Annotated in this window: 22 protein-coding genes and 1 riboswitch; of the genes, 13 read left to right on the forward strand and 9 right to left on the reverse strand. The window is 52.4% G+C overall.

From position 1 onward, the window contains the following. The first annotated feature begins 88 nt into the window (after positions 1–88). The 10 genes from C2I18_RS24525 to C2I18_RS24570 all read left to right on the forward strand — a co-directional run bounded on the left by C2I18_RS24525 (position 89) and on the right by C2I18_RS24570 (position 12,538). Entirely contained in the window at positions 89–1,225 is a 1,137-nt protein-coding gene (locus C2I18_RS24525; RefSeq protein WP_249902227.1) for a sensor histidine kinase, read from the forward strand. Continuing rightward, positions 1,225–1,827 carry a response regulator transcription factor gene (locus tag C2I18_RS24530; protein ID WP_249898331.1) on the forward strand — a complete coding sequence of 201 codons (603 nt, stop codon included), beginning with the start codon at positions 1,225–1,227 and terminating at the stop codon, positions 1,825–1,827. The genes C2I18_RS24525 and C2I18_RS24530 overlap by 1 nt, the downstream gene beginning before the upstream one ends. Before the next feature lie 277 nt (positions 1,828–2,104). After that, a complete protein-coding gene (locus C2I18_RS24535) occupies positions 2,105–3,544 on the forward strand; it encodes an SWIM zinc finger family protein (protein ID WP_249898332.1) in 1,440 nt (479 codons plus the stop codon). A 49-nt stretch (positions 3,545–3,593) separates the two neighbouring features. Continuing rightward, the gene (locus C2I18_RS24540; RefSeq protein WP_249898333.1) at positions 3,594–5,426 is read left to right on the forward strand and encodes a HEAT repeat domain-containing protein; all 1,833 of its coding nucleotides are present in this window, start codon (positions 3,594–3,596) and stop codon (positions 5,424–5,426) included. 12 nt (positions 5,427–5,438) lie between these two features. Continuing rightward, the gene (locus tag C2I18_RS24545) at positions 5,439–6,542 is read left to right on the forward strand and encodes an AAA family ATPase (RefSeq protein WP_249898334.1); all 1,104 of its coding nucleotides are present in this window, start codon (positions 5,439–5,441) and stop codon (positions 6,540–6,542) included. Continuing rightward, positions 6,539–8,881, forward strand: coding sequence for a DUF5682 family protein (locus tag C2I18_RS24550; protein WP_249898335.1), 2,343 nt, complete (start codon positions 6,539–6,541; stop codon positions 8,879–8,881). Before C2I18_RS24545 ends, C2I18_RS24550 begins: the two co-directional genes overlap by 4 nt. Further along, positions 8,882–10,090 carry a VWA domain-containing protein gene (locus C2I18_RS24555; protein ID WP_249898336.1) on the forward strand — a complete coding sequence of 403 codons (1,209 nt, stop codon included), beginning with the start codon at positions 8,882–8,884 and terminating at the stop codon, positions 10,088–10,090. A gap of 315 nt (positions 10,091–10,405) precedes the next feature. Then, the gene (gene asd / locus C2I18_RS24560; protein ID WP_249898337.1) at positions 10,406–11,497 is read left to right on the forward strand and encodes an aspartate-semialdehyde dehydrogenase; all 1,092 of its coding nucleotides are present in this window, start codon (positions 10,406–10,408) and stop codon (positions 11,495–11,497) included. A 152-nt stretch (positions 11,498–11,649) separates the two neighbouring features. Further along, positions 11,650–11,829, forward strand: a complete 180-nt coding sequence (locus tag C2I18_RS24565) for a DUF3934 family protein (RefSeq protein ID WP_249902228.1) — start codon at positions 11,650–11,652, stop codon at positions 11,827–11,829. A gap of 7 nt (positions 11,830–11,836) precedes the next feature. After that, positions 11,837–12,538, forward strand: coding sequence for a pseudouridine synthase (locus C2I18_RS24570; protein WP_249898338.1), 702 nt, complete (start codon positions 11,837–11,839; stop codon positions 12,536–12,538). Between the two features lie 33 nt (positions 12,539–12,571). Here C2I18_RS24570 and C2I18_RS24575 read toward each other — a convergent pair whose 3' ends face one another. After that, positions 12,572–14,395, reverse strand: a complete 1,824-nt coding sequence (locus C2I18_RS24575; RefSeq protein ID WP_249898339.1) for an ABC transporter ATP-binding protein — start codon at positions 14,393–14,395, stop codon at positions 12,572–12,574. 17 nt (positions 14,396–14,412) lie between these two features. Beyond that, positions 14,413–14,898: a MarR family winged helix-turn-helix transcriptional regulator gene (locus C2I18_RS24580; protein WP_249898340.1), complete on the reverse strand. Its 486-nt coding sequence runs from the start codon at positions 14,896–14,898 to the stop codon at positions 14,413–14,415. A 158-nt stretch (positions 14,899–15,056) separates the two neighbouring features. Here C2I18_RS24580 and C2I18_RS24585 point away from each other — a divergent pair, with 158 nt between their 5' ends. Further along, on the forward strand, positions 15,057–15,602 hold the full coding sequence (locus tag C2I18_RS24585; protein WP_249898341.1) for a GNAT family N-acetyltransferase: 546 nt from the start codon (positions 15,057–15,059) through the stop codon (positions 15,600–15,602). Between the two features lie 85 nt (positions 15,603–15,687). Here the strand turns inward: C2I18_RS24585 and thiE are convergent, their stop codons facing one another. The 7 genes from thiE to C2I18_RS24620 all read right to left on the reverse strand — a co-directional run bounded on the left by thiE (position 15,688) and on the right by C2I18_RS24620 (position 22,054). After that, the gene (thiE, locus tag C2I18_RS24590) at positions 15,688–16,344 is read right to left on the reverse strand and encodes a thiamine phosphate synthase (RefSeq protein ID WP_249898342.1); all 657 of its coding nucleotides are present in this window, start codon (positions 16,342–16,344) and stop codon (positions 15,688–15,690) included. After that, entirely contained in the window at positions 16,341–17,159 is an 819-nt protein-coding gene (gene thiD, locus C2I18_RS24595) for a bifunctional hydroxymethylpyrimidine kinase/phosphomethylpyrimidine kinase (protein ID WP_249898343.1), read from the reverse strand. Before thiD ends, thiE begins: the two co-directional genes overlap by 4 nt. A 20-nt stretch (positions 17,160–17,179) precedes the next feature. Next, positions 17,180–17,977: a hydroxyethylthiazole kinase gene (gene thiM / locus C2I18_RS24600; protein WP_249898344.1), complete on the reverse strand. Its 798-nt coding sequence runs from the start codon at positions 17,975–17,977 to the stop codon at positions 17,180–17,182. Between the two features lie 52 nt (positions 17,978–18,029). Continuing rightward, a complete protein-coding gene (locus tag C2I18_RS24605) occupies positions 18,030–19,070 on the reverse strand; it encodes an ABC transporter substrate-binding protein (protein WP_249898345.1) in 1,041 nt (346 codons plus the stop codon). Next, positions 19,067–19,843 (reverse strand): ABC transporter permease, encoded by a 777-nt coding sequence (locus C2I18_RS24610; protein WP_249898346.1) that lies wholly within the window; start codon positions 19,841–19,843, stop codon positions 19,067–19,069. The genes C2I18_RS24605 and C2I18_RS24610 overlap by 4 nt, the downstream gene beginning before the upstream one ends. Next, positions 19,824–20,588, reverse strand: coding sequence for an ABC transporter ATP-binding protein (locus C2I18_RS24615; RefSeq protein WP_249898347.1), 765 nt, complete (start codon positions 20,586–20,588; stop codon positions 19,824–19,826). The genes C2I18_RS24610 and C2I18_RS24615 overlap by 20 nt, the downstream gene beginning before the upstream one ends. 123 nt (positions 20,589–20,711) lie before the next feature. Continuing rightward, positions 20,712–20,814, reverse strand: a riboswitch (TPP riboswitch). Between the two features lie 616 nt (positions 20,815–21,430). Further along, positions 21,431–22,054 (reverse strand): TetR/AcrR family transcriptional regulator, encoded by a 624-nt coding sequence (locus tag C2I18_RS24620; RefSeq protein ID WP_249898348.1) that lies wholly within the window; start codon positions 22,052–22,054, stop codon positions 21,431–21,433. Between the two features lie 189 nt (positions 22,055–22,243). Between C2I18_RS24620 and C2I18_RS24625 the strand changes: the two genes are divergently transcribed. After that, entirely contained in the window at positions 22,244–23,764 is a 1,521-nt protein-coding gene (locus C2I18_RS24625) for a DHA2 family efflux MFS transporter permease subunit (protein ID WP_249898349.1), read from the forward strand. A gap of 354 nt (positions 23,765–24,118) precedes the next feature. Then, positions 24,119–24,985 carry an amino acid ABC transporter substrate-binding protein gene (locus C2I18_RS24630; protein WP_249898350.1) on the forward strand — a complete coding sequence of 289 codons (867 nt, stop codon included), beginning with the start codon at positions 24,119–24,121 and terminating at the stop codon, positions 24,983–24,985. Positions 24,986–25,042 lie beyond the last annotated feature (57 nt).

A 25,042-nucleotide genomic window follows, 5' to 3' on the forward strand; every position in this document is an offset into this window, starting at 1 on the left:
TCTTTCTCTTTTTTGTACTAATAGGCGAAGTTAATCGCGGGTTTATGCTAAAATGGAGGTAATATCGCTGGCCAAAAGGATGACTGACATGCAGAAGTGGCATCATATTTTTCACAAAAGTACAGGTCTCAGCCCCTATGTATGGGTGGTCTTTTACATTCTGCCTTTTTATTTCATTTTCCGTTCCTCCAGTATGGACCGCTGGGTGTATGGAATCATTATGATAATTATGTTTTTTGCCTGCTACGTGCTTTCTTTTAAATCCAAGGGCTGGGTGGTCTACTTCTGGACGAGTGTGCAGATCGTTGTATCCATTACCATGACGCTGCTGTTCGGATACATGTATTTTGCGCTATTTCTGGCCTTTTTTATCGGGAATATCCAGAGCAAGGCCGGGTTCTTTACCATGTATTCCATTCATCTGCTGACTACGATTGTAGCCATTAACTATGAATTGATCACGCGCAATCCGGTGTTTATCTCCCAGCTTCCGTTCGTATTGGTCAGCATTATTGCAGTAGTCCTTCTTCCGGCTACCACCTATAACCGCAACAACCAGGACAAGCTGCAGGGCCAGCTGGAGGATGCCAACAAACGGATCTCGGAGCTGGTGATTATGGAGGAGCGCCAGCGTATTTCACGCGATCTGCATGATACGCTCGGCCAGAAGCTGTCGCTGATCGGTCTCAAAAGCGACCTGGCCGGCAAGCTGATTAACAAAAATCCGGCGCAGGCTGTTATAGAGATTAACGATGTCCGCCAGACGGCGAGAAGCGCGCTCAAAGAGGTCCGGGAGATGATCACCCAGATGCGGGGAATCAGGCTTGAAGACGAGCTGGTGCGGATCAGGCAGTTCCTGCAGGCGGCAGAAATCGAATTCCGGCTGGAGGGCAGCCCGAAGCTGGCCAATACTTCACTGATTATGGAGAATGTACTGAGCATGTGCATTAAGGAAGCGGTAACGAATGTAGTCAAACACAGCGGAGCCACCCAGTGCCTGATACAGATTGAACCCTCACGCACGGATCTGTACATTAAGGTGACGGATAACGGCAAAGGCATTGAAGGCTCCAACATGGATTACAAGGGTCACGGACTGCAGGGGATGAGAGAGCGGCTTGAATTTGTAAACGGCGGTATGGACATCGTACGGGACGGAGGAACTATGATTATAATAAGGGTCCCTACAGTCATACGGCAGCCGGAACAGGAGGTAACTGTGTAATGGTCAAAATAGTGATCGCCGAGGATCAGCGCATGCTGCTGGGAGCGCTGGCTTCACTGCTTGATCTGGAAGAGGATATGAAGGTTGTCGGCAGAGCCGGCAACGGGGAAGAAGCTGTGAAGCTGGTGCAGCAGCAGCAGCCGGATATCTGCATCATGGATATCGAAATGCCGGCGATGACCGGTCTTGAAGCTGCGGAAGCACTGAAGGATTCCGGCTGCAAAATTATGATTCTGACCACCTTTGCCCGGGCGGGGTATTTCGAACGTGCGGTCAAGGCCGGAGTGGATGCTTATCTGCTGAAGGACAGCCCGATTGAAGAACTGGCCCAGTCTATCCGCAGCGTGATGGCCGGCAGGAGGCTGTATGCCCCCGAGCTGATGGATGAGGCATACAGCAGTGAGGCCAATCCGCTGACCCAGCGGGAGAAGGAAGTGCTGGGACTGATTGCCGACGGCAAAAATACAAAAGAAATCGCCAGCCAGCTGTATATTACAACCGGGACGGTCCGTAACTACATTTCGGTTATTCTCGACAAGCTGGATGTGGGCAACCGTATCGAAGCGATTACGAGGTTCAAAGAAAAAGGCTGGTTCAAATAAATTTGTATGAAGGGGGACCGCCGGGTCTGCCCTTTTTTTGTGCAATTATCCCGGACTTCCTGAGGCAGTAATGGGACGAATATACTATTTTTGCCACCGGAAGGCCGGGAGCGTTGGAACTCCAAAACATTTTTGTTAAGATAAATGCAAACATGTATTCCTATTCTTAAATGAACGGCAGCGTTTGTCTATTCCCTGATTCTGGGTAATGGATGAATGTGCCCAAATTGCATTTTGCACTCGTTATCCACCTAATTCAACCGGGGAGGACAATCATTTGCTGGAGCTAACAACGTCGTATATTGATTCACTGGCACCCAATGCCGCCGCCATCAAGAACGGGCTGGGACTGGCACGCAAGAAAAGTTTTGTGCAGCTGCAACGCTCAGAGGGCGGGGAACTGCTCTTCGGGCAGTGTTCAGGGAGCGGCAAAACACCTTATGTATGCTCAGCGGATTTTATCGTGCCTGAGAAGCCTGTGTTCCGCTGTACCTGTCCCAGCCGGCAGTTTCCGTGCAAGCATGCCTTAGGTCTGCTGTATGCCTATGCCGAAGGCCAGACCTTTACTGAAGCTCCTGTACCGGAGGATATTACAGCCAAGCGGGAGAAGGCCGAGAAACGGGAAGAAAATAAAGAAAAGCAGGCGGCTGAAGGCAAGGAAAACAAACCCAAGAAGGTTAACAAGTCCGCGCTCAAAAAGAAAATCAGTGCCCAGCTTGAAGGGCTGGACCTGCTGGAGAAGCTGGTGCTGTCCCTGATCCGCGGCGGATTGTCCACTATTGACAGCAAAACGGTCAAAAGTATCCAGGAAAATGTGAAGCAGCTGGGCAATTATTATTTGTCCGGTGCCCAGATTGAGCTGCGCAGGCTGGCATTGCTGCTGGGCAGCAACCAGGACCGCGAGGAGAGCTATACATACGCTGTGGAACAGCTTACGCGGCTGCATGCGTTCATCAAGAAAGGCCGGGCTTATCTGACCGCAAGAGGTGAGGACCCGGAATTGGCGCTGGATCACGAATCTACAATTGATGAATGGCTTGGCCATGCCTGGCAGCTGTCGGAGCTGAAGGAATACGGGCTGACCAAGGAAGCAGCGGAGCTGCTTCAGCTGGCCTTTTACAGCTTTGATGATCTGGCCCGCCAGGAATATGTCGATCTTGGCTACTGGCTGGATTTGGAGAGCGGAGAGATACACCGTACGGTGAACTACCGTCCTTACAAGGCAGCCAAGCTGATGCGTGAGGAGGACAGCTTTTTTGAGGTGGCCTGCACGCCTGTGCTTTACAAGTATCCCGGTGACATGAATGTCCGGGTCAGATACGAAGAGATGAAGCCGAGGCCGGTAGCAGCTGAAGATTTCGCTCTTTTGTCTTCAAAGGACCAGCGTTCTTTTACGGAGGCTATTAAGAAAGTGAAAAACCAGCTCAAGAACCCGCTGGGCGACAAGCTGCCTGTAATGCTGCTGCATGCTGCGGATTTAGGTGTGACAGAAAGCGGGCAATATGTGATGACGGATGAATCCGGAAGCAGCCTTGTACTCGAGGATATTCCTTCACTTCCGCAGGGAACAGTTTCTCTGCTGCCGTTCCTGTCAGCCCCTGCGCTTCAGGACTGCTCTGTGCTTGTAATGTTCGAGCATATTCTGGACTCGGGCCGGCTGGTTGCCCAGCCGCTTACTGTCATCAAGGATGAGACTGTAACCCGTCTCTTGTACTAGGCATCATTCTAATTCAGGCCATTCTTATAAATGTATAGGGGGACAGTCCATGAGTACAGCATTGTTACAAGAGCTGCATCAAGAGGTGAGAAGGCTATACATTGCCGGCAGTGATCTGGCAGCAGGAGATTTCAGATTGAAACGGCTGCTGCCGCAGTTCCAGCAGCTGGGTGAACGTGCCGCCGTATTCAAGAAGCTGGGCGAAGGCATTGCGGCGCTGACCGAACCCGATGGAGCTTCCCTGCCTGCTTCCCGGCTGCAGGAACTAACCCTGCTGCTGGAATCCGTGCTGTATACCCAGGGATCAACGGCGCCGGACGGAGCTCCGGGGCCTGTGATGAACTATCCGTTTTCACTTAAGACGGAGCTGCCTTACCGTAAGCTGGCTGCTGTAAGGCTGGCACTCACTACAACGGGCAGCGGCAGATATGAAACGGTAGTCGAAGCTTTTAAGGAAGGTGTGTTCTCGGACCTGCGCCTGCTGCCGCTGGCTATCGATGCTTTAAATGATCCCTACTCCGCGATTGCCGATTATGCAATGACTACCATTTTACCTTCTTACGGGCCGGCTATTAACGGTCTGTTATGGGAAAGTCTCGACCCCAAAGGGGGCAGACGTGAAGTCCGGAAGCTGGAAGTCATCGGTATTACCGGAGGAGCTGAATGGCTGGCCAGGATTTTTGAAGCGGCGGAACAAGGGAACCAGGATATGAAGATTGCGGCCATGGAATTTATGGCAGGTCATGCTGAATATACCCCTGTTCTGCTGGAATGGTCCAGGGAGAACAGTGAACTCCGCAAAGCCGCTTATTACGCTCTTGCCCGGGGCGGATCTGCTGAAGGCGAAGCCAGACTGCTTGAAGCTTTTGAAGGCAAAGACAGGGAACATGTGGCGTATGCGCTCGCAAAATGGCCTTCCGACAAGCTTAAGAAAATCCTTGCTGATCAGTTTTTGGATGAAATCCGGCATATCCCGGAGAAAAGTGATGACGCTGAGGTGATGAATACTTATGGAGAGCGGATCCGGCCATATCTTACAGTATTTAATCATGATACGAGCCCGGTGCTTTATGAGGTGTTCAAGCTTGTCCTGAAAGAATATAAGCGTCTGTCTGTAATAGGGAGGTCATCGCTGATCACGCACGCAGCCGGTTATATAGAGGCTTCGGGCACCATGGAAGACTTCAAGCTGCTGGAGGAGCTGGCCGGACAGGATTATCTCTATGTGAGTTATTGTTTCCGGGCGGCGTATAAGCTCTTTTCACCCTCAGAGCTGTTTGAACGGTTTGTCAGCCTGACGCCGGACGAACTGAAGTACCCTGTGTTCATCAAGCCGACCCGGATCGAACTGGTGCTGATAGAGACAATAGAGTTGATGGTACTCCCCCATAGAAGAGTAGCTTACGACATGGTTTGGGATCCCTCAAGACCGGGCCGGCAGTATTCTTCAATAATGATCTCAGAGGACAACATTTCCAGTGATTGGGATGACCGCTGGCTGGACTGGTTTATGGCTAAAGGAGCGGTAAAATTGGTTTGCGCTTTTGCCCGGAGTGGTCATGAGGAAGCAATCAGCTTCCTGAAAGAGAATCTGTTTGCACTGAAACAGCGCGACAGACAGGAAATCATTCCGCTTATCTTCACAGGCTTCAGCAGGGCGGGCATGGAGAAAAGTGAGCGCCAGGAGCTGCTGATGACTGTGCTGGAAAAGGAGAGATATTACGATCCGTATGTATTCGATCTTTATCTGTTCCAGATGCTGCTGGACTTTCCGCCAGGCTACATCAGCCGTATAGAGGCGCTGCTTCCGCGGTTTAGATACGAAAGTAAACAGCAGCTGGAACATCTGATTAACCATTTGCAGGAGAAGAATAAATCATAAGGGGATATGTACATGTCAACGGAACAGGAACAACTTCAGGATTACATGCGTCTCCCGGCAGAAGTGCTGTATCAGGAGGAACTTGCGGCGCTGCGCCGGGAAGACAGCGGGACCATCCCGGCCGGATGGCAGATGTCCCCGCGGGCGGTGCTGACCTTTATCACCGGAGGCAAAGCCGGGAACACAGTCATCACCCCTAAATATATCGGAAATAAGCGTCTGGTTGAAATGGCGGTAGCCACTCTAGTTACCGACCGGGCACTGCTGCTGATCGGTGAACCGGGAACCGCCAAATCATGGCTCTCAGAGAACCTGGCAGCAGCCATTTACGGTAATTCAGGACTGGTGGTCCAAGGGACTGCCGGAACCAGTGAGGAGCATGTGCGTTACTCCTGGAACTACGCAATGCTGCTGGCAAACGGCCCGACCCCGGAGGCTTTGGTCAAAAGCCCTATAATGCGCGCCATGGAGAACGGCGGAATTGCCCGGTTTGAAGAGATTTCCCGCTGCGCATCGGAGGTGCAGGATGCGCTGATCTCCATACTGTCGGAGAAGACGATCTCTGTTCCGGAGCTGGGCAAGGAAGCCAGTGCACGCAAGGGTTTCTCCATTATTGCCACAGCTAATACCAGAGACCGCGGAGTCAATGAGATGTCTGCGGCACTCAAACGGCGTTTCAATATTATCGTGCTCCCGGCACCTAATGATATTGAAACGGAGCTGTCTATCGTCAAGAAGCGGGTGGCGGAAATTGCGGCTTCGTATGATCTTCAGGCTGCTGTTCCGGCTGATGAGGCGCTGCTCAAGGTGGTTACCATTTTCCGTGAACTGCGCAGCGGTATGACTCTGGATAAGAAAGAGAAGGTGAAGACGCCGGCCGGTGTCATATCCACCGCAGAAGCGATTTCTCTGCTCACCAACAGCATGGCGCTGGCTGCCAGCTTCGGCAGCGGTGAGCTGACTGACAGTGACCTGGCGGCCGGACTGCAGGGTGCGATTGTTAAGGACGATGACAAGGACAAACTGGTATGGAGGGAATACCTGGACAACGTAATGAAGAAAAAAGGAGCGGAGTGGCGCGGCCTGTACAACGCCTGTAAGGAGATGAATGAGTGAATCAGACTGCTGAAACCGGGGTGCATATTTTCGGGGTGCGGCACTTGTCGCCGGGAGGTGCCCAGCATCTGCTGAAATATCTGGATGAGCTTCAGCCTACGGCGGTACTGATTGAAGGACCAAGTGATGCCAGCAGCGAAATCAGTCATTTGACCCATAAGGTTACGAAGCCTCCGGTGGCTATTCTGGCATTCACCGAACAAGTGCCTGTACGTACCGTTCTTTGGCCGTTTGCTGTCTATTCCCCGGAATACCAGGCTATGCTGTGGGCCAAAGCAAACGGGGCGGAAGCTGAATTTATTGATCTGCCTTCATCAGTAACACTTGGATTGCAGGATATCATGAGGAGCAGGAGAGAGCGTTCACTGGAACCGGACGCGTTAGTGCCTCCTGCTGACGGTCCTGCTGAAGGCGGGCCGCAAGCGGAAGAATCCATATACAGCCGGATAGCCAAGGCATCCGGTGAATATGATTACGATATGTACTGGGAGCGTAATTTTGAACATAACAGCAATCCGGGCGCGTACCGGACATCAATACTTGCGCTTACCGCAGAGATGCGTGAGCTGGCAGAGGAACAGGAAAGAAAGGAACAGCCGGCGGAATTTGCGTATAATGCACTGCGTGAGTCCTATATGCGGCGTCAGATTAGCAAGGCCATTGCAGAGGGCCATGAGCCGGATAAAATCGTCGTGATTTGCGGGGCGTATCATGCTTCGGCGCTTGCCGATTTGACGGACAAGATGAGCGACGAGGAGCTTGCAGCCCTCCCGTCGCGAAGTACCAAGCTTACGCTGATGCCTTATTCGTATTACAAGCTCTCCTCGATGTCCGGATACGGGGCAGGCAACGCAGCGCCGTATTACTTCCAGATGATGTGGGAGAGTATGGCATCGGGCAGAGCCGGAGATCTGCCGCATCTGTACCTGTCTTCAGTGGCAAGGGACCTGCGTCAACAGGGAACCCACCGCTCCACCGCTGAGGTTATAGAAGCAGTACGGCTGGCGCAGTCGCTGGCCTCGCTGCATGGCGGCGGACCGACGCTGCGCGATTTGCATGATGCGGCCCAAACCCTGCTCGGCCACGGGGACCTCTCTGTAATAGCCGAAGCGCTGGCGCGGGCGGATGTCGGTACAGCCATCGGAAATCTTGCCGAAGGGGTCAGCCAGACTCCGATCCAGGATGATCTGAACAGACTGCTGAAGCGATACAAGCTGGAGAAATACAAGTCCACCGTAGCTGGCGATCTGGCACTGGATCTTAGGGAAAACCGCCGGGTAAGCAGTCAGGAAGCGGCCTTTCTGGATTTGCACCGGTCCGTATTATTCCACAGGCTTGTGCTGCTCGGAATTCATTTTGCCAAGCTGCAGCGCAGCAGCCAGGATGCAGCGACCTGGGCGGAGCACTGGGTGATCCAGTGGACGCCTGAAGTGGAGATACAGGTTGTGGAATCCACCCTGCTGGGAGAGACGGTCGAGGTTGCGGCGGCTTATGTGTTACGTGAGCGGCTGCATGAATGCCGCGCGATTTCTGATGCCTCAGCGCTTATCCGAATGGCCTGCCAATGCGGCATGACCGCCCAGATGGAGGAAGGAAGCCGCGTGTTGCAGAATCTGGCCGCTGACAGCCGGGATGTGCCCGGTATCGCGGCTGCTGCCCGTGAGCTTTCAACGATCATCCGGTTTGGTGATATCCGCAAGGTAGATACAGCGCCGCTTGTGCCGCTGCTGGAAGAGCTGTTCCGCCGCGGATGTCTCTTCCTGCTGGATGCCAGCGGCTGCAATGATGAAGCAGCCGGACATATGATCACGGCGATTAACGAATTGAACGGCATTTCGCTGGAGCACAGCGAGATTCTGGATGAAGCCTTGTGGCTGCATGAGCTGCTGCTGCTCTCGGAGCGGGATGACCGCAATCCGCGGCTGTCGGGTTTTGCCTGCGCGATTCTTATGGAGCGCGGAGCGATTGCTGCAGAGGATGTTGCAGCAGAAGTATCACGCAGGTTATCTCCGGGGATACCGGCTGATCTCGGGGCCGGCTGGTTCGAAGGAATGTCGATGCGCAACCGGTACGGTCTGCTCTCACGCCTCAGCCTGTGGGAACAGCTTAACGATTATATCAATGCTCTGGAAGACGATGAATTCAAACGGGCGCTTGTTTTTTTACGCCGGGCGTTCAGCAGCTTTTCTCCCCGGGAGAAGACGATGATTGCCGAGCTGCTGGGTGAGCTCTGGGGTGTGAATACCGAGCAGGCCGCAGAGATTCTGACCGGCGAGCTGAAGGAGGAAGAAGCCAAAATGCTGGATGAGCTGAACGATTTTGACTTCGGTGACTTTTAGATGACTAAGGAGAACAAGCAAGCACATTCGTTGTCCCGCTGGAGGCTGATTCTAGGTCAGGAAGCGGAAGCATCACTGTCCGGCTACGGGGAAGGCGGAGTGCTGCACCTGACGGAAGAAGAGCGGATTATGGATGCCGCGCTGGCGTCAATATATGATGAGACCGGCGGCGGTGACGGGAACCCTTCGGCAGGAGGTAAAGGCAAGGGAGCCGGGGGAGGGCCTTCCGCAGTCCATCTTTCCAAATGGCTGGGAGATGTGCGCAGCTTTTTTCCGGAAGATGTGGTCTCGATTATCCAGAGTGATGCGATGGAACGCAAAGGATGGAAGCAGCTGCTGTTCGAGCCGGAAATGCTGGCATCCGTAAAGCCGGATATCCGGCTTGTGGGCACGCTGTTGTCACTCAAGGGCAAGATCCCCGAGAAGACCAAAGAGACCGCCCGGATGCTGGTCGGTGCATTGGTTGATGAGCTGGTTAAGCTGCTGGAAACCGATATCCGCCGGGCTGTCACCGGGGCTTTGAACAAGCGGCAGCATTCACCGCTGCCTTCGCTCAGCGGCCTCGACTGGAAGCTGACGATCCAGCGGAATCTGAAGCATTATGACAGTGAGCGCAAAATCATTATCCCGGAGCGCTTCTATTATTTCGACCGGGCCAAACGAAGTAAGGAATGGACGGTAATTGTCGATATTGACCAAAGCGGCTCGATGGCGGATTCAGTCATTTGGGCTTCCGTCGTGAGTTCGATTTTTGCCAGCATTCCGGCGCTGAATACGCGGGTCGTGGCCTTCGATACAGAGGTGGTCGATTTGACCGAGCAGTGTGCGAATGATCCTGTGGATATGCTGTTTGGCATACAGCTTGGCGGTGGTACGGATATCCATAAATCTGTGCAGTACTGCGAGCAGTTCATCGAGGAGCCTAAGAAGACATTATTCATTATCATATCTGACCTTTATGAGAACGGTAATCAGGCTGGGCTGGTACGGCGGATGCGCGAGCTCCGGGAATCCGGGGTCCGGACAATGACGCTGCTGGCCCTGTCGGATGAAGGCAAACCTTACTATGATGAGCGTCTGGCCAAACAGCTGTCGCGGGACGGTACGCCATGCTTTGCCTGTACACCGTCACTTTTGCCTGCTTTGGTCGAAGGAGCCTTGAAGGGACAGGATCTTGGTGAGCTGGCGAAGCGCCTGGGCGCTCAATAACATCTGTGAATGCGGCAAAGGGGAAATTATAAAGGCTTCGCTCCTTGGTTGTGCAGGGGCGGAGCCTTTCTTTGTTGATAGCTATGCACAGCATATTCCACATCGACTATAACGCCAGGTTTGTTTATATTGCCATTAACTGCACCTGTTACACTTTCGGCTAATATGATATATTACTTAGCTGAAGACCCAAAAGGCTTATTGTAACCCAAACTACTTTCCATTCACATATTGTGTAAGCTGCGTATATGATTTATAATCGGTTATTAAAAAGCACCTATCAATAGGAGCTGCTTGAAAGGAAATGAACTTCTTATGTCAAGTAAGTTAAGAGCGGGTATCGTCGGCGGTACCGGTATGGTGGGTCAGCGTTTTATTGTACTCCTTGAGAATCATCCTTGGTTTCAGGTAACGGCCATTGCAGCAAGCGCCAATTCGGCAGGCAAAACCTATGAAGAATCAGTCAAAGGCAGATGGAAGCTTGCTACTCCTATGCCTGAAGCGGTGAAAAGTATTATGGTTCAGGATGCGTCCAAGGTGGAAGAGGTAGCCAAGGATGTGGATCTGATTTTCTGTGCGGTTGATATGAAGAAGGAAGAGATCAAGGCGCTGGAAGAAGCCTATGCTAAAACTGGCACACCAGTGATCTCTAACAACTCTGCACACCGCTGGACTCCGGATGTTCCAATGGTTATCCCGGAAATTAACCCGGAGCATCTTGAGGTAATTGCCCAGCAGCGCAAACGTCTGGGTACGGAAACCGGATTTATTGCTGTAAAACCTAACTGCTCCATTCAGAGCTATATGCCAACACTGCATGCCCTGAGCAAGTTTAAGCCTTCGAAAGTTGTAGTTACGACCTATCAGGCAATCTCCGGAGCAGGTAAAACCTTTGCCGACTGGCCGGAAATGGTCGATAACGTAATTCCTTATATCGGCGGGGAAGAAGAGAAGAGTGAGCAGGAGCCGCTGCGGATCTGGGGCAGCGTTTCGGAGAACGGGGTTGTCAAAGCAGAATCTCCAGTTATCACTACACAGTGTATCCGTGTGCCGGTAGCTGATGGCCACATGGCTGCGGTATTTGCTTCCTTTGAACAAAAGCCTTCCCAGGAAGAAATTCTGGAAGCGTGGAACAGCTTCAAAGGACGTCCGCAGGAGCTGGAATTGCCAAGTGCACCTAAGCAGTTCATCACTTATTTCCAGGAAGAGAACCGTCCTCAAACAGGACTTGACCGTGATATTGAGAACGGCATGGGTATTTCGGCAGGCAGACTCCGTGAAGATACGCTGTATGATTACAAATTCGTCAGCCTGTCCCACAATACGGTGAGAGGTGCAGCCGGCGGTGCCGTACTGATCGCAGAACTGCTCAAAGCTGAAGGATATATTCAGCCAAAACAAAACTAAGCTTTAATTGCAATAATAACAGCCTGCCGGATCTTGCCGGCAGGCTGTTTGCGTAAATCCCTGACATTCTGCTTAATATAATGTTACACTAGAAAAGCTGATCTAAAGATTATATATAGGCGAAAACAATGACTGAACACCAATGGAGTGATATTGTGGCAAAGAGCAAAGGCGGCGGTACCGGCAGAGGAACAGGCAGCAAGGGCTGGACCCGCTGGAACAAGACGGCGAAGCCTGCAAAACCGAAATTTCTGACTTCCGGCGGAGGCGCCAAAGGAACCGGCGCAGCCAAAGACAGCAGCGGATCCGCTAACAAGAACAGCGGAAAGTAGGCCTGAAATGAGAATAGACAAATATATGAGCATGACAGGAGTGTATTCGCGCAGAGAGACGGGCAGATTAATTGCAGCCGGCCGGATAACCATTAATCATACGGTGTGTGAAAAAGATGCAGAGGTAGAGCCCGGCGATCTTGTGGCTGTTGACGGAGAACCCGTAAGTCTCAGCACAGAGTCGCCGGTCTATCTGGCCCTTAATAAGCCGCTTGGCATCACCTGCACGGCGGCCCGCAGTGTTGAAGGGAATATTATAGATTTTGTAAATTATCCTTCACGGATCTTTCCCGTAGGACGGCTCGATAAAAATTCGGAAGGCCTGATTCTGCTGACAAATGACGGCGGCATTGTGAATACGATGATGCGTTCGGAAAACGGCCATGAGAAGGAATACAGGGTCACTATAGACAAGCCGGTGACCCCGGAATTTCTAAACCATATGTCCATGGGAGTAGCGATCCTGAATACAGTAACTAAGCCTTGCAAGACCTATGCCTTGCCGGATTCTGAACTTGAATTTGGAATTATTCTGACCCAGGGGCTTAATCTGCAAATCCGCCGCATGTGCAAGGAGCTGGGCTGCCGGGTCCTCCGGCTGGAGCGGGTCAGAATTATGAATATTGGTCTGAACAGCCTGCAGAGAGGCGAGTGGAGACATTTAACATCCCGCGAACTGGAAGAATTATTGGCTGCTCTGGATAAATAGCATTCCCTGAGGCGTCCGGTGTCCCAGACCAGGTTACTCAGCCGCCCCTGGGCTTGCTTGCTCAGTTAACGCCTTGGATTCGAACTGCTTATTATAGAGATCTTTGTACACCCCGTCATTTTCCAGCAGTGTTTCATGCGTGCCTTCCTCGGCAATCGCGCCGGCTTCTATGACCAGGATTTTGTCAGCCGCCATAATTGTGGAGAGCCGGTGGGCAATGACAATACTGGTTTTGCCCATAAGCAGAACTCGCATCGCCTGCTGGATATAGTATTCGGATGCAGTATCAAGAGATGAGGTAGCTTCATCCATAATAATGATTGGAGGATTCTTCAGCAGCACCCTGGCGATTGAAATCCGCTGTTTTTCCCCGCCTGACAGCTTAATGCCCCTGTTCCCGACAACGGTATCATACCCCTCCGGCAATCCCATAATAAAATCATGGATATAGGCGGCCTGGCAGGCTGCGGTTAAATCTGTTTCTGCGGCCTCCTCATGGGCATACATCAGATTTTCGCGGATGGTGCCATTGAACAGGTAAGTATCCTGAGTCACCAGCCCGATCTGGGCGCGCAGTGATTCCAGTGTAAAGTCACGGATATCCCTCCCGCCGATAGTGATCAACCCTGAATCCAGCTCATAGAGCCGGGGAAGCAGGCTGGTAATGGTCGTTTTGCCGGCACCGCTCGGTCCGACCAGCGCAGTCAGTGTGCCGGCTGCCGCTTTGAAGGAGATGTTCCGCAGCGCACTCTTATCCTGCTGATAAGCGAAGTTTACTCCCTTGAATTCAATGTCTTGTCCTGCAGCGCTGAATGGCAGTGCTTTAGGGCTGTTTACAATCAGCGGATCCATGTCAAAATAATCGAAAATCCGTTCAAAAAGGGCCGCAGAGCGCTTGATATCCACATAAAGATTAGTCATCTGCATCACAGGGCTGTACAGTCGGCCAAGCAGGGCAACAAAGGTGATAATTGTTCCGATCGAAAGCTCGCCCTGTATAAACAGATAGCCGCCGTACAAATAAATCAGCATCGGCCCGATCGTTGTAAATGTAGTCAAAATCATCATAAACCACCGGCCGGCCATCGACTCGCGGATCTGTAAGGCTGTGGCATCGGCATTGATAGTTTTGAACTTCGCATACTCCGCTTCCTCTTTGGTGAAAAGCTTCATAAGCATATATCCGCTGATGCTCAGGGTTTCCTGAATAATCTGATTCTGCTCCGACACCTTCTCCTGCGTCTCCTTGGCCAGCTTCCAGCGCACGTTGCCCATTTTGCGGGTAGGCACAATAAACAGCGGAATAACCAGGATACCGAGCAGGGCCAGCTTCCAGTTCATGAGGAACAGCGCAGCCGTTGTGGAGATCAGGATAAACAGGTTACTGGCAAAATTAACAATGGTGCTGTTGAACACACCCTGAACTCCGGCAATATCACTGGTCATCCGGGTGATGACTTCCCCCTGCTTCACCCCAGAGAAGAACTGCAGCGGCATCCGCTGTAAATGACGGTACATCTGGTTTTTCATATCATGGACAATATTGAGCGAGATAAAAGAATTCAAATAATTCTGCAGCACGCCCAGCAGGCCGGTTACTATAGTGGCCGCCAGTGAAGCGAGGACCAGCCATACCAGTAACTGCAGGTTTTTGTCCGGCAGCGCCCGGTCGATGATCTGCTGGATCAGAATAGGCGGCAGCAGTCCGAGAAGGGCAGTTACACACAGCACAATCATAACCAGAGACGTCTGTTTCCAGTAGGGCATGAAGTATTTGGCAATGCGGAGCAGCAGAGCTCTGGAGATATCGGGCTTCAGGCCTTCATCGAATTTCAATTTGCCGTGCCCGCCGCCCATACCGAAGCCTCCTCCCATTATTCATCACCAGCTTTACGGTTGGAATCATCCTGGGCCTGCATCAATTGCGACAGCAGCTGGGTGTTCATATGCAGGAGAGACTGGATTTCTTCCCCGGAAAATTGCGCGAGCGCTTCTCCCAGCACCTTATGTGAAAAAGCTTCTTCGTTGTACCGCGCACACAGCTCTTCACCCGCAGCGGTAATGTACAATTTGATTTCCCTGCGGTCCTGTTCGGAGGTCATCCGCTGCACCAGCCCTCTTTCGGCAAGATTATCAATGTGAATGCTCAGTCTGCTTTTGGCAAAAACAAGCCGTTCGGTCAGCTCCTTCTGCGTCTGTCCCGGAATTCCCCGGATGGAGTTAAGAATACCGAGCTGATGCACAGTCAGTCCGTGGTTCGCTGCGCTTTGGTGGGCAAGCCTCTTCAGCTGCCGGGCCACGGCAAAAAATGAATTGTAGACAGCTATAGTTGTCTGTTCCTGATTCTTGATGTTAACCACCTGTCCTTTGATTGAAATATAGTTAACTTTGTAAACAGTTATCTTTGAGAACTAATAATACAGCAAAAACCCCTGTACGTAAATACTGGTAATTAACGATTGAGCATCCGGCAGTTTCCCGTTATAATGATTCTCCTCAGAGAGGAGTGTGAAAATTGATGATTATTCATCCAAAGGAATACGAAGTAAAAGGTTTGAGATACATGATCCGCTCAGCCAGAGCAGAGGATGCGGAGCAGCTGCCGGCCGTCCGTCTGCAAATCGACGGGGAGACCGAGAATATGGACAGGGAGCCCGGCGAAGCCTTTATTGATATGTCTGGTTTTGAGGAGCTGATCCGGAAGGACACGGAAAGTAAGCGGAATATTTTTCTGGTAGCAGAGGTGCTTGGACGGATCTGCGGTTATTCAAGGTGCCAGGGCAATGAGCTGAAACGGTTCGCCCATAAGGCGGAATTTGGCGTTGGCGTTCTGCAGGAGTTCTGGGGGTACGGCATCGGGAGTCATCTGCTGCAGGAGTCCATTGAATGGGCCGATAACAGCGGGATTACGAGGCTGACACTGAATGTGCTGGAGCGTAATGAGTCCGCTATCCGGCTGTACAGTAAGCAAGGTTTTGAGCAGGAAGGCATTTTACATAAAGACAAGCGGCTGGCGGACGGTAAATACTATAACACGATCCTGATGGCGAGATTAAAGGAATGAATACTGTTTGGAACGGTTTTGTCTATTCAGATATAAAAGAACGCAGCACCTCCATTGAGGCTGCTGCGTCTGATTGAAGTATTGTTTATCCCCCGGTGATCCGGGAGAATTGCTGGGCAGTTCCGGCGATATTATCGGCTGTTGCAATGGCTGAAATTACAGAGATGCCGTCTGCACCGGCAGCGATTACCGGACCTGCGTTATCTGCGGTGATTCCGCCGATGCCGACGAGCGGGATCGTCAGTCCGGCTTGCCGCAGCTCTTCAATAACAGCGGTCCCGCGTACTTCGCTGGCGTCGGCTTTGGAAGAGGTGGGATAGACGGGACCGACTCCCAGATAATCTGCACCATCGCTGACGGCCTGCCGTGCTTCCGGCAGAGAGTGGGCGGAGACACCGATGATTTTGTGTTCACCCAGCCGCTGCCGGATCAGCGAGGCGGGCTCATCGTCCTGACCGGCATGCACACCGTCTGCATCAAGTGCTATGGCAAGATCAATATCATCGTTTACTATAAAAGGAATCCCGTGGCTGCGGCAGATTTCCTGAAGCTGCTTCCCGAGATCGAACGCCGCAGCGCCTGTAAGCGCACCGGGACCTTTTTCACGGAACTGGAACATGGTTATTCCTCCCGCAATCGCCTCTCTAAGTGTCACGGCAGGGGAGAGCCGGCAGTTCACACTGCCCATAATAAAATAGAGCCTTAAGTGTTTGCACATCTCGCTCTGCTGTATCCGCTTCATTGCAGTGCCCCCCTTATTCTGTTTCCGTAGGCAAAATGGTTCGTCGGACCGTGCCCTCCACCAATGCCGAGCCCGTCTTCAATCGCTGCCTGGATAAAATCTTTGGCTACCCTGATGGCTTCTGTCACTATAAGGCCTTTGGCCAGACCTGCGGCAATTGCCGCGGAATAGGTACAGCCCGTGCCATGGGTATGCCGGGTGGCGATCCGCGGACCTTCCATATAAACAAAGGATTGCCCGTCATATAACAGATCCAGAACGCCTGCGGTTCCGTCGTCGTGGCCGCCCTTCAGCACAACATAACGGGGGCCCATGGAATGAATGAGTCTGGCGGCATGTTCACGTTCTGCCAAACCGGATATTGTCATTCCGGTCAGCACCTCGGCTTCGGGAATATTAGGGGTCACGGCTAAGGCGGCAGGCAGCAGCTTTGCCTGCAGTGCCTGCACGGCTTCCAGCTGGAGCAGCGGCGAACCGCCTTTGGCAACCATTACAGGATCTACAATAAGGTTGTTCCATCCGTAACGCTGTATCCGTTCAGCGGCGAGCGTGATGATCTCACCGCTGAAGAGCATCCCGGTCTTCAGTGCGTCAGGCTGCAGATCACCTCCGATGGAATCCAGCTGCGCGCTTACAGCTTCGGCTGACAGTGGAAATACGCCTTGTACACCGAGGGTGTTCTGGGCTGTCACCGCAGTGAGCGCAGACATGCCGTACACACCCAGCTCCTGAAAGGTTTTGAGGTCAGCCTGTATCCCTGCGCCGCCCCCGCTGTCTGAACCGGCGATAGTGAGTGCTTTGTATACATTAGTCATACTGTCATCTCCTGTATGGATTAGGATTCGCGCTGCTGTATTCTGGATCTTTCAGCCAATACCACCGGAGTGACCAGAGCGAGCTGGTTCAGGAACTCCGTCTGGAAGCTTCCCGGTCCCTGATGGGCAGCAGCCTCGGCAGCAATCTCTGCAGCCACGCCGTAGAAGGAGAGGGCTTCAGCTGACGCCTCCAGCCAGTCACCGCCGCTGGCAGCCAGGAAAGCGCCGGTTACAGCGCTGAGCAGGCAGCCTGTACCTGTAACTTTAGTCAGGATGGAATGGCCGTTACTGACGATCCGGGTCCGGGTTCCGTCAGTGATCACATCATCCTTGCCTGTAATGATGACAATGCAGCCCAGCTTCAGGGCTGCTTTTTGAGCTAAGGCAACAATATCGCCTTCACCTTCGCCGGCATCGACACCTTTGCTTGCCCAGCTTTCGCCCGCCACGTTTGCCACCTCGGCGACATTGCCGCGCAGGACGGAAATCTGCAGCGAGTTAACGAGCTTTTGGGTCACGTCTGACCGGTACGCTGTTGCCCCGGCGCCTACAGGGTCCAGCACCAGCGGCACCTTATGGCGGTTCGCGGCTTGTCCGGCCAGTATCATGGCCTGGATGGCGTAATCATTAAGCGTGCCGATGTTAAGCACAACCGCACCTGCCATCGCTGCAATATCGGCAACCTCCTCGTGGGCGTCGGCCATGAACGGTGAAGCCCCCAGGGCGAGCAGCCCGTTGGCGCTGAAATTGGCAACCACAATATTAGTAATGTTATGAACGAGCGGGTTCATTTCCCGCACCTTCGCCAGATAAGTCATGATTGTTCCTCCTCAAAGTTTTGTGAGCTAAGGCTAAAGTTTTATGAACGGTCTAAAAATTGACAAAGGCCTCACCGCTGTCCTGATCCCCCGGAATCAGCCCGTTTTCTGCAAGCCAGGCTGCGGCCTCTCCCCAGGACTGCGGGTCCTGAGATCCAAAACGCTCGTCACCGGCGTCCATCAGCGGGATCAGAAGGTCCAGGCTTTGCGCTTCGATCTCAGGATCCAGCGGGGCAGTAGCGTCCTCATGCGCCAGCAGGATTTCCAGTGCCTGCCCGGGCTGATCCTGGACGAACTGCTGACCCTTGCGGATCGCATTCATGAAGCTTGTGAAATCATCCTTGCCATCAGCAAGACCCTGCTCACTGGCAACGAGAACCAGCTCATAGTAATCGGGAACGCCGTACTCTGTCGGATCGAAAGAAACTACCGGATGGCCTTCCTTAGCCAGAATCAGCGCCTCGTGATTAATAAAGCCGCCGATGATGCCGTCTACACGGCCGGTGGATAGTGCCGGAACCAGGTCAAAGCCGACATCAATCATATTCAAAGAATCAGGATCGGCACCGTCATGCTTGACCATGGTGCGCAGCATGGCTTCGTACAGGGGGATGGAGGAATACCCGGCGTTTTTTCCGGCAAGATCCTTGGGACTGGTGATTCCGCTGTCCTGCGGAACGAGCAGGTGATTCAGCGGATGCCTTACCAGGGCAGCAAGCGATTGTACCGGGATTTGTTCTGCACGCGCCATCAGCACCTGCGGCTGATAACTGAGCGCCAGATCCACCTTGCCTGAGGCAACCAGCTTCAGTGCATCATTGCTGTCAGCAGGCATCTGAATCTCTACATCCAGGCCTTCTTCGGCAAAATAACCTTTCTCCCGGGCAGCATACAGAAAGGAATGCACCGCGTTGGGATACCAGTCGAGCATAATTGTCAGCTTCCGGTTCTGTCCTGTACTGTTTCCGGAGGATTGCCCGGAAGCTTCAGGGTCAGCAGCGGTACCGCATCCGTTCATCAAGAGCAGTGCACAAAAGAGCAGGGTACAGCGCAGTGCGGTTTTTTGGCTTTTTTTACTGCGGCTATGTATCATCGGTAAATCCCTCTTTTCCTCAATATGAATTTTTCGAGCATGGCCATGCTTAGAAACAAAACAACGCCCAATACGGACAACAGAAGCACCGCAGCGAACATTTCCGCACTTTGCAGTGTTCCGGCCATTCGCCGGCTGAAATATCCGAGCCCCCGGCTGCCCCCAAGCCACTCCCCGATTGTAGCCCCGATAACACTGTAGACAGCTGCAAGCTTGAGTCCGGAAAAATAACCAGGCAGCGCAGGCGGAATTTGAGTCTTGATCAGGATCTGCCAGCGGTTAGCGCCCAGTGTCTGCAGCAGCTCCTTGTACTGGCCGCCGCTTTTGTTCAGCCCGTCATAAGCAGCGACGGCTACCGGGAAGAAGGCGGTCAGGAACACGACAGCGAGCTTGCCCCACAGGGAGTATCCGAACCACATGATGAAAATAGGGGAAAGGGCAATCATCGGAATCGTCTGGCTGACAATCAGCAGGGGATAAACCGCTTTTTCGAGCAGCACATACATATGCATTCCGATGCCGAGCACAGTTCCGCAGCCTGCGGCCAATGCCAAACCAAGCAGCGTTTCCTGAAGCGTGGCAGGTAAATGCTCCCCGAACAGAAGCTGCCTGTGCTCAATGAGTGCCGAGACAATTGCGGAAGGGGCCGGCAAAATAAATGGAGGCAATGCTTGAGCCCGTGCCGCCGTCTCCCATACCGCAAGAATGAGGAGGACAAGCAGGACAGCAGGACCGTAGGCCTGGAGTATTTGTCTAAATTTTATGGCTGTCATACAGTCTCCGTTCGAGTTCTTCCCGTAAGGCTACGAACTCCGGCTCATAATTCATTCTGTAATGTCTTGGCCGCGGCAGCTCCACGTTCATTTCCTGCATTCCCCCGCAGGTCCCGCCTGTCATCAGATAGATCCGGTCGCTAAGCAGGAGCGCCTCTTCCAGATCATGAGTAATGAACAGTACAGTCTGATGTAATCCGCTCCAGAGCGCCAGCAGCCAGCGGTGCATCTCGCGTTTGGTAATGGCATCCAGCGCCCCGAACGGTTCATCCAGCAGCAGGAGTTCATTGCCGGCGGCAATGGTGCGCAAAAGGGCGATCCGCTGGCGCATTCCGCCCGATAATTCCGACGGATAGGCGTTCTCTGTACCAGCCATGCCGAACCGGTCCAGCATTTCGCGAATCCGCATAACAGCCGCCTGCCTGCTGCCGTCCTTCTTCAGCTCCCAGGGTAAAAGGCAGTTGTCCAGCACCGTTCTCCAGGGCAGCAGCAAATCCTGCTGGGGCATGTAGGAGATATGTCCGAGCCGTTCACGGGCAGCCGCTGAACGCCTTCCGTTAACGCTGACAGCTCCTGCGGACGGCTCAAGGAGACCGGCAATGATTTTGAAAAGCGTACTTTTGCCGCAGCCGCTGGCGCCAATCAGAGAAATGAACTCTCCTTGGCGGATCTGCAGGGAAAGCCGGGAGAACACCGGCGCTCCCGCCGTCCCGTAAGCGTAGGACAGATCATCGATCGCAATCATTCGCTGGCACCTCCTGAACATCTAATTCATAACTGCAAACACAATAAAGACCCATCCATCTCCGGAGGAAATGAATGGGTCTGAACAGATACAGTCAGATAAGGCGCATGACGCGCACTGATGCACAATTCCGCTCCACTTCCCTCCGCTGGTATGATCCAGATCAGGTTCCAAGGGTCCGGAGCTTAAGCTCCGTCTCAGTCGGCCGACTCCCCTAGTGAAATAGCAGGTCCTATTAAATTCACAATCGCTAATTAATATACCATATTTTTACGCCTTGTAAAGAGCGGGATGTTACGGATCCCTTTGTACGGTGGAATTAGAAGGGCTTAGTTGGATTTTCTCCACTTCATTTTGTCCGTTTTCATCATTTGTGAGCTTTAGTTGGAAATACTCCAGCTATTTTGACGAAAAGAGGCGTTAATAGACGAATCCAGTACATTTAAGTGGAGTTTTTCCCGCTAGTTCCGTAATACCGGTATTTATCGGAGGATTAGATGGAGAAATTCCACTTAGCCTGATCTGCAAGCGTCCCTGCAGCCCTCACCTGCCACCCCCACCAAAACTTGGGCCTCAACAGCTGCATTTTGTGCATTAGAAACTCCGTATTTGGCCAGGAAATCTGAAGCGGTTGTATTTTGTACAGCAGCATAAGATCAAATAGGTGTTATAAGCCTGAAATTAAGAAATCTGCTGCATGAAATGCATCAAAAGGCGATTTTGCCGCCAAATAGCCGGAATCTAGTGCACTAATTACAACCAGACATTGAAGCACACCTGCACCTGGGCACATGAGCACATAAACACATAAGCACATGCGTACCTGAGCTAACCTCGAGATATTAGCGCTCTTTGTTACCCTGCCCGGCAACCTCAGCCTTCTGCAGTCCGCTCACAAACAGCGTCATAATTCCCCGGGTAATTTCCTCTTTCGTAGCGCCGTGCACCTTTTGCTGGTATAGATAAAGATCCGGGCTGAGGACAGCGACGAGTGCGGTAGCTCCAAAATGCGGATCAATGCCGATTATCTCCCCGTTGTCCCTGGCTCTGCGCAGCAGCTTCGCCATAATGTCATTCAGCCGCCGGAAAAAGGGGTGCTCAAACTGGGTCAGCTGCTTTTTGCCGGTAAACTCCGATTTTATCATCAGCAGCAGCTCCGCATACTCCTCGATAAGATCGACCACCCGCCCGATGCAGCTTTGAAGATGCATAAGAGGAGCCTCTGCGTACTCCGGCAGCGGGAGCTCACTCTCCATACCCCTAAGAAAACGCTCGGTGCTGTCGTTCAGCAGGGCGGAGCAAATTTCTCCTTTGTCGCTGAACCGGCGGTAAAGGGAACCTTGTCCGATTCCGGCATGTTTTGCGATAGCATGCATATTAACGGCCTCAATGCCATTTTCCGCAAATAAATCATGGGCAGCCCGGAGAATACGTTCGACGTAGGGGTCCTGTTCAGTTTTTTTCATATCGATGCCCTTTCATTGGTTTTCATATATTTCATGTTCGTTACAGAAAAATATTGACATAGCGGACAATTGTCCGTAGACTGGAAAAGCACTTGCGGACAACTGTCCGATAGCAGCATTATTATACCGATAAAACTGCCCGGTGGTCAACGAAAGGAAAAGAACCGGGTATCTCAGGAGGAGAAGAGGATGGAAGGATCGCTCAAATCAGAGGCGGATTTTCGTTTATCCAGTATACTGGTTCCGCTGCTGGCGATTATTGCCGGTGTGTTTATGGTGGTGCTTGACAGCACGGCAATGAACGTGGCTTTAACGACACTGGTCCATGATTTTAATACAGATCTGAATACGCTGCAGTGGGTGGTTACCGGCTACATGCTGGCTCAAGCTTCAGTCATCCCGCTGTCGGGCTGGCTGTCCGACCGTTTTGGCGCTAAAACTGTTTTTTTGACCGCAATCATCATATTTACGGCAGGTTCATTGCTTTGCGCAACCCCGAGCAGTGCGGAATGGCTGATTGTTTTCCGTGTCCTGCAGGGTCTGGGCGGCGGATGCGTACTTCCGGTAGGGATGGCCTATGTGTACAAGCTCGCTCCAAAGAGCAAAGTGGGTATCGTTATGGGAATCATGGGGATTCCGGTGCTGTTTGCTCCGGCGATCGGCCCGGTGCTGTCAGGCTGGCTGGTTGAATATCATTCCTGGCGCTGGATTTTTCTGATCAATATCCCTATCGGGATCATCTGCGTGCTGATCGGTCTGCGCAAGCTGCCGAAGTCGGAACGGAGCCAGGTGGCAGGGATGGACAAGTTCGGAATCATTCTGGGGCCGCTTGCTTTTGCCTCACTGTCTTACGGTGTCAGCCAGGGTGCAGACAGCTGGACCTCTGATAAAACCATTATTGGCCTAACAGTTGGCGTCACAGCACTGATTGCTTTTATATTTGCCGAGCTGCGCACACGTACACCGCTGCTGGAGCTGCGCATTCTCCGGTCTGCCGATTTCAGCACAGGTATTCTTGTGCAATGGATTGCCCAGTTCGGGCTGTACGGCGCACTCTTTATGCTTCCGCAGTTTCTGCAGCAGGCCCGCGGCTTTGGCGCGTTTGATACAGGTCTGACGCTGCTTCCGCAGGCTATCGCCTCCGGTATTATGATGCCGGTCGCCGGCATCCTGTTCGACAAAATCGGGGTGCGCTGGCTTGTAGTCGGCGGGCTCAGTCTGGTCTCCGGTGCACTCTACCAGTATTCCCATGTAGATCTGGCTACGCAAAGCCGGGATTTGATCGTGCCGCTGATCATGTGTGGTGCGGGCATGGGCCTGATGGTGATGCCTATGAACACTCATTTGCTCAACAAAGCCCCCGGGCCGCTGGTCAACCGTGTAACCTCGCTGACCAATTCGATGCAGCAGGTTATCAACTCACTGGCGGTATCCACGCTGGTAACGATTCTAACTTCAAGAACGGCTGCCCGGGGAATCGAGATGCAGGAGGCGGCTGCGGCTGCAGGTACAGATCCTGCCAATGCTTCGCCTGAAGCGCTGAAGCTGGCGGCACAGACGGTGCTGGCCAAGGGGTTCGATGATACGTTTCATATTATGATTTTTGTGGCACTCACCGGTGCGGTGCTGGGCCTGCTGCTCCGGAGAGGGCGCAGGGGAGATGACAAAGGGGAAAACCGTGAGGTTCATCCCGAGATTATGCATGGCTGATGATTTTTCACAACAAAGTATTACCTTTGTATCCTCACGGTGTAATTATGCTGCCGCGGGGATTTTTTTCATATCCGTTGGTTTTGCAAAGTACCAGAATACGCGTACCATAGCTATGCCCCGCTTTAGGGAGGATTTTACTCAGAATAACCGTTGTGATGAAGTTGGCGGATTTTTGGGTAAGATAAACGAGTGCAGATGAACAAAGCAGCACTGCTGCCCAGGTTTTTCCTTACACAACAATTCCGATCTATAAGATGGGAGTAAGTCTTGACGTACTTGTTAGAACGGTGTAGCATTGACATTCTGCCGGTTCAGACGGGTACATAAAGAGAGATGAGAGGGGATATTGTAATGAAAAAATTTAGTGTAACACTTATAATGCTGCTTACCATAGTGCTCCTGGCGGCATGCGGCAACAATAACGCCGGCAACAACACAGGAAATAACGCCGGTAATAATGCCGGTACGGCAACCGAAGCTCCTGCAGCCGGTAATGAAGGCACTGCAGCAGCCGGGAACAGCCTGGAGACTGTGAAAGCAAACGGCAAGCTGCGTATCGGAACAGAAGGCACCTATGCGCCGTTCACGTTCCATGATGCTGAAGGCAATCTGACCGGATTCGACGTAGAAATTGCCCGGGAGATTTCCAAGCGTCTTGGTGTTGAACCGGAATTCATCGAGACCCAGTGGGATGGACTTTTTGCCGGGATGGATGCCAAACGCTTTGATGTAATCTTCAATGAGGTGTCCATTACTGATGAGCGCAAGGAAAAATACGATTTCTCCGATCCTTACATTGTATCCAAGGCGGTTCTGATTGTGGGTGAGGACAACGAAGATATTCAATCGTTCGCTGATCTGAAGGGTAAAAAAGCCGGCCAGTCCCTAACCAGCAACCTGTCGGACATCGCCCGTGAGAACGGTGCGGAAATCGTCGAGATTGAAGGCTTCAATCAGGCGATAGATCTGCTGCTGTCGGGACGGATTGACGCAACGGTCAATGACGGCTTGTCTTTCCTGGATCTCAAAAAACAAAAACCTGATGTGAAAATCAAGCAGGTGGATGAAATCGCCGAAGGTTCACAAAGTGCAGCGGTATTCCTTAAAGGCAATGATGAGCTGATTCAAGCTGTGAACGAAGCGCTGGCTGAAATGAAAAGTGATGGTACGTATCTGAGCATTTCCGAGAAATATTTCGGAGCTGACGTTTCCAAATAACTGACGGATGGAAGGGGCGGCTTCGCCCCTTTGCTGTCCAAGAAGGATGTCTAATCT

The sequence above is a fragment of the Paenibacillus sp. PK3_47 genome (assembly GCF_023520895.1).
In the GTDB taxonomy this organism is placed as follows: domain Bacteria; phylum Bacillota; class Bacilli; order Paenibacillales; family Paenibacillaceae; genus Paenibacillus_AQ.